The organism is Candidatus Protofrankia californiensis, assembly GCF_900634765.1.
In the GTDB taxonomy this organism is placed as follows: Bacteria; Actinomycetota; Actinomycetes; order Frankiales; family Frankiaceae; genus Protofrankia; species Protofrankia californiensis.
The window spans coordinates 1-5,923 of the sequence record NZ_CAAAFT010000241.1 but is presented as its reverse complement, the minus strand read 5'-3'; the positions used below and the strand labels follow the sequence as shown (position 1 = coordinate 5,923).

The following is a 5,923-nucleotide window of genomic DNA, read 5'->3' as shown; positions in this document are numbered from 1 at the left end:
GAGCCGATCGAGGACGCCCGCCGCGGTGGCGACGAGCTCGCCGGCCTGTTCTACACCGGCGGGACCACCGGCTTTCCCAAGGGCGTCATGCTCTCCCACGCCAACCTCGTCACCTCCACGGTGGGCACAGTGGCCTCCGGCGTGGCGTTCGGGCCTGGCGGGCGGTACCTGCACGCGGCGCCGATGTTCCACCTGGCCGACCTGATCGGCTGGGGCGCGCAGATGCTGCACGCCGGCACCCATGTGATCATCCCAGCGTTCGACCCGACCGCGGTCATGAAGGCCATCCAGGACCATCAGGTCACCGACACGCTGCTGGTGCCACTGATGATCCAGGCCGTGGTCGATCACCCCGATTTACCTAACTACAACCTGACCAGCCTGAAGGCGGTGATCTACGGCGCCTCCCCCATCTCGGCGACGGTGCTGGAACGGACCATGAAGGCCTTCCCAAACGCCGACTTCACCCAGGCCTACGGGATGACCGAGCTGGCGCCGGTCGCCACGCTGCTGTCCCCGCAGGACCACCGCGAAGGGAACCTGCGCTCTGCGGGCAGGGCCGCCCCGCACGCCGAGGTGCGCATCGTCGACGCCGACGACAACGAGGTCCCGCGCGGCACGGTCGGCGAGGTTGTCGTGCGCGGCGGGCACATGATGCTGGGCTACTGGAACAAGTCGGAGGAGACAGCGACCGCGCTGCGCGGCAGCTGGATGCACACCGGCGACGGCGCCTACATGGACGACAACGGCTACATCTACATCGTCGATCGGATCAAGGATATGATCGTCACCGGCGGCGAGAACGTGTACTCCGCAGAGGTGGAGAACGCCCTCGCGCGGCACCCGGCGGTCGCTCAGGCCGCCGTCGTCGGCGTCCCGGACGAGCGGTGGGGCGAGCGGGTGCATGCCGTCGTGGTCCTGCGGCCCGGGCAGCAGGCCACCCCCGAGGAGTTGCGCGAGCATGCCAAGTCTCTCGTCGCCAGCTACAAAGCGCCCTGCAGCGTAGAGTTCGTAGACGCGCTGCCCGTCTCCGGCGCTGGCAAGATCCTCAAACGGGAGCTGCGCAAGAAGTACTGGGCCGGAAAGGAACGGCAGGTGAACTGAGTCGCGGGCGCACGAACGGTGATTCCGATATGTTGCTCACGATATGTATTGGAACGCTCGCCGTCGTTGGTGTATGACCTGCTCGCGCATCCCCCGGTCATGACGGAGTGCCCCTGGATCGGGGACTGAACCGAGGAGGGGCGCATGGACGGGGCCGTGCAGGCGCCACGGCGCGGCACGCGACCGCGCAACCGACGGCACCAGATCGTCGCAGCGGCTGCGGAGCTGTTCGCTCGCGACGGGTATCCCCACATGTCGATGAGCGACATCGCGGATGCCGTCGCGGTGCAGCCGTCCGCCCTGTACCGGCACTTCCGCGGCAAAGAGCAGCTGCTCTACGAGGTCGTGCACCACGCACTGTCCGCGATCCGATCGTCGCTGGACGAGGCGCCACCGGACGGCGGTGGTGCGGTGAGCGCACTGGTCCGAGCCGTGCTCGAGCATCGCCGGACCGGGGTGCTGTGGCAGCGTGAGTCACGGCACCTCCAGCCGCACCTGCGCACACGCCTGCGGCACGAGCTGGTGGGAATACAACACGAGGTCGCCGGCGTCGTCGCGCAGCGCCGACCGGCGGTGGGCGAACTCCACGAGGACCTGCTGGCCTGGGCGGTCATGGGCGCCCTGATGAGCGTGTCGTTCCAGCGGATCGAACTCCCCCGTGCCGAGTACGAGGACCTGCTGGTCGCCATCGCCGACGACGTCCTACGCGCCCCGCTGAGGCGCACCGGCGACGCGCCGCTGCCCGCCACCGTCGCCCCGCCTGCGACGCGCCGCGACGAACTGCTCACCGCCGCAGCGCGGCTGTTCGCCGAGCGCGGCTACCAGACCGTCGGTATCGATGACGTCGGCGCTGCCGCCGGGATCGCGGGCCCGAGCGTCTACAACCACTTCGACAGCAAGCTCGACCTCCTGGGCACCGTGATACTGGACGGCGCCGAACAGCTCCAACACGACGGATCAGAGGTGCTGGACAGCGCCGCCAACAACCAGGATGCGCTGCGTGGGCTGGCACGTTCCTACGCCGACTTCTCCTTCGCGCACAGCGACGCGATGGATCTGCTCATCACCGAGACCGCGCACCTGCCCGAGCGGGAGCGAACGGCCATCCGCGACACCCAGCGCTCCTACATCGCGGAGTGGGTGCGGCTCCTCCGCCGGGTGCACCCCGACCTGCCCGCTGCGCACGCACGCGTGCGTGTGCAAGCCATCCTCAGCCTCACCAACGACATCGCCCGAACACCGCACCTGCGCGCACAGGCCGACGCACTGACGGCCGTGTGCGACATCGGTAAGTCGATCCTGGGCCTCGAGCACACAGCCCGCCAGACAGCGCGGCGCTGAATAGAGTCCGCTCGGCAACCTGGGCCCGGAGGCCGTAGAACGGATCTGTACGGCGGCGCTGGACCGGGTCTGTTGCATTCAGCGGAGTCAGGACATGACAAGCCCAGCCAAATCGCTGATCAGACCGCCAGTGCGAGCTCGGTGAAGGCAGCCGACAGCCGCAGGTGCGGGTCGGCGTCGAGGCCGAGTGGGTCTGTTGCGTTCGCTGGGTCCTTGATCAGGCAAGGTGGACGGACGCGTCGACGCCCTGCCCGTTCGCTGATCCCCGCCTCGGAGTTCACCGGGTTCCGGTTCCCACCGGAAGTGATCGTGCTGGCGGTCCGCTGGTATCTCCGCTACGCGCTGTCGTACCGGGACGTCGAGGAACTCCTGACCGAACGCGGCCTGACCGTCGATCATGTGACCGTCTACCGGTGGGTGCAGCGGTTCACCCCGCTGCTGATCGACGCAGCCCGGCCCTGCCGGCACACCCCCGGGGACCGGTGGTTCGTGGACGAGACGTATGTGAAGGTCGCCGGAAGGTGGATCTACCTGTACCGGGCGGTCGACCAGGACAGCCAGGTCATCGACGTTCTCGCCTCCGAGCACCGAGACCTGGCCGCAGCCCGCAGGTTCTTCACCCGGGCCCTGTCGCACGGCCGCAGACCGATCGAAGTGACCACCGACAAGGCTGCCTCCTACCCCCGGCTGCTCGACGAGCTGCTGCCCGCCGCCCACCATGTCGATGCCCGGCGGGCGAACAACAGGATCGAGTCCGACCACAGCCAGCTCAAAACCCGCCTGCGGCCGATACGCGGATTGAAACGCATCCGCTCCGCCCAGACGGTCAGCTCCGGGCACGCCTTCGTGCAGAACATCCGCCGTGGCCACTACGCACTCGGCCTCGACACCGACCCACACCTGCGATTGTCGGCTGCCTTCACCGAGCTCGCACTGGCGGTCTGATCAGCGGCCCGGCGGGGCCTGGCATGTCTTGACTCCGCTGAACGCAACAGACCCCAAGCGCCCCGATCGACGGCTCCACTGTCATGGAATCCGGCACAGCCTCCCCCTCGCCGATCTACTGCGACCCCGGCCTCCCGCAAAGCTGCCGGAACGTGCACGATCCGCTGCGGTGGACGCGATGACTGTACTAGGCCACTTGAAACCACCAACACCCAGGGGGTTGGCTGTGCATGGCATACACAGCCCCCTTGAGGGCATACCGGCGCACCCACATCCCATCGCCCCAGCGGCCGGTCCCGGCAACCGGTGCCGCCGTCCCTTCACGTGCGACGTACGACGTAGGGAAACCGGATCCGCTGCGGCTCCGGACTCCGATGAGACACGGCGGCCGGCAGCGGATGATCCGATCGACGCCAGCATCTCCGCAAGTGCGTCGGCGCCCACCCGCAACCGTGGAGCCGTCCAGCAACAACACTTCGGATCTTGAAACATCTCATGAGCCCCACCAAAGACAGCTCGCGAATATTCGAACGAAAACGCTCCTCGACGGTGTCGCGCTGTGCGCGACACCGTCATATGTCCATTACGGATTTCATGCCACCCTGTGCCGTTTGATGCACCCCGGTTCCGCTGCCCGGAAGCCACACGATGACATGTCATCGCGGCCTACCGCGGGCATATTCAAAGCACCGGGAGGGCTGCTCGGACAGCATGTTCAACCAGCCGTGGCTGAAGAAACCGTGCCCTTCTGAACGCACACGCTACTGACACCGGGCAACCACACGACCCGCAGCCAATCATGATCGATTACTCGGTGACCCCACAGGAAGCGGGCGGCCGCATCCGATCTCAGCGGGCCTACGGGGGCAGGGACGTCCAGTGGTCGAGATCGACGCCACCGAGCCAGCGGTCGATGTCAGCACGCCACCACACACGGGTGCCGCCCCAGCTCGCCGTGCGGTTCACGTTCGCGACCGGCGCAGGGGCACGGGAATCGGTCCGGAGCCGATGGTCGACGGCCTGCCGAGTCAGGAACCGGGGCCGCTGCGCTGGGCCGCCGTGGTGGCGGGAAAATCGGGGTCGCGGCCGTCCGGGACGCCGGTGCAACTGTGATGCCACCCGAGCTCGGGAGTCAGGATGGCGCGGGGGCCACCGACAGGCGCTGTTGATTGTTGCTTCGAGCACGCGGGTCAGACTCTTCCGAGGCCTGTGGTCCCTCCGGTCGGCCGCGCCTGGCGGTGTGTCTAGAAGGATTCGGAGGAACCCCGGTGGAGCTGCTGCACGACCGGTGCGCCGCGCTGGACATCGGCAAGAAGGATCTCAAGGCGTGCGTGCGCACGCCGAACCCGGGCCGGGGCCGGTCGCGCAGGCAGGAGACCCGCACGTTCGCCACGACGACCAACGCGCTGCTGGAACTGCGGGACTGGCTGGTCGCGGAGAGGGTCACCCTGGTGGTCATGGAGGCCACGGGCGACTACTGGCGCGGGGCGTTTTACCTGCTGGAGGACTGCCTGCCGGTGATCCTGGTCAACGCCGCCCACGCCAAGGGCCTACCCGGCCGTAAGACCGACGTCAGTGACGCGGCCTGGCTGTGTCAGCTCGGCGAGTGCGGCCTGCTCACAGCGTCGTTCGTGCCGCCGGAGCCGATCCGCCACCTGCGTGACCTCACCCGCTACCGGACGACGCTGACCGCCGACCGGACCCGGGAGGCCCAGCGGCTGGAGAAGGAACTGGAGGACGCCGGGATCAAACTGTCCTCGGTGGCCACCGACATTCTCGGGGTGTCCGGGCGGGCGATGCTCGCCGCGCTGATCGACGGCGAACGCGACCCCGACGCGCTGGCTGGCCTGGCGAAGGCCCGGATGCGGCCCAAGATCCCCCAGCTGGTGCAGGCGCTGACCGGCAGCTTCTCCGAGCACCACGCGTTCCTGTGCCGGCTGCACCTGGAACGCATCGACCAGCTCACCAAGGCCATCGGCGAGCTGTCGACACGGATCGAGGAACAGACGCGCCCTTTTGCCCGCCAGCGTGAGCACCTCGTGACCATCCCCGGCGTCGGCCAGACCGTCGCCGAGGTCATCATCGCCGAGACCGGCGCCGACATGACCCGCTTCCCCACCGCCGGACACCTGGCGTCCTGGGCCGGTATCTGCCCCGGCCACCACGAATCCGCAGGCAAACGCAGATCCGGGAAGACCCGCCACGGCAACCACTGGCTCGGCGGCGCCCTGGGCACCGCCGCCATGGCCGCCGCCCGCACCCGCGACACCACCTACCTCGGCGCCCGCTACCGCCGGCTCGCCCCACGGCTCGGCAAGAAGAAGGCCCTCGTCGCGATCGAGCACTCCACCCTCACCGCTGTCTGGCACATGCTCACCAACGACACCGACTACCAGGACCTCGGCGGCGACTACTTCACCCGCCGCGACCCCGAACGCGCCCTGCGCCGCCTCACCCACCAGGCCAACACCCTCGGCTACACCGTCCGCTTCGACCCCATCCCCGAGGCCGCCTGATTCGAAAACCCAGTGAG

At 68.4% G+C, this 5,923-nt stretch carries 5 protein-coding genes; 4 read left to right on the top strand and 1 reads right to left on the bottom strand.

Annotated features, from left to right (window positions below; genetic code table 11):
- Positions 1-1,104, top strand: a 1,104-nt coding sequence (locus DD1DGNOD_RS12940) for an AMP-binding protein (RefSeq protein WP_131770237.1), incomplete at its 5' end; no start/stop codon positions are given.
- 144 nt (positions 1,105-1,248) lie between these two features.
- Positions 1,249-2,445, top strand: a complete 1,197-nt coding sequence (locus tag DD1DGNOD_RS12935) for a TetR/AcrR family transcriptional regulator (protein WP_131770236.1) — start codon at positions 1,249-1,251, stop codon at positions 2,443-2,445.
- 119 nt (positions 2,446-2,564) lie between these two features.
- Here the strand turns inward: DD1DGNOD_RS12935 and DD1DGNOD_RS26955 are convergent, their stop codons facing one another.
- Positions 2,565-2,726 carry a hypothetical protein gene (locus DD1DGNOD_RS26955; protein WP_165036661.1) on the bottom strand — a complete coding sequence of 54 codons (162 nt, stop codon included), beginning with the start codon at positions 2,724-2,726 and terminating at the stop codon, positions 2,565-2,567.
- Here DD1DGNOD_RS26955 and DD1DGNOD_RS12930 point away from each other — a divergent pair.
- Complete coding sequence (locus DD1DGNOD_RS12930) at positions 2,704-3,390, top strand: IS6 family transposase (RefSeq protein WP_131770238.1); 687 nt, start codon at positions 2,704-2,706, stop codon at positions 3,388-3,390. The genes DD1DGNOD_RS26955 and DD1DGNOD_RS12930 overlap by 23 nt on opposite strands.
- A gap of 1,268 nt (positions 3,391-4,658) precedes the next feature.
- Complete coding sequence (locus DD1DGNOD_RS12920; RefSeq protein ID WP_131770234.1) at positions 4,659-5,906, top strand: IS110 family transposase; 1,248 nt, start codon at positions 4,659-4,661, stop codon at positions 5,904-5,906.
- The last annotated feature ends 17 nt before the right edge of the window (positions 5,907-5,923 follow it).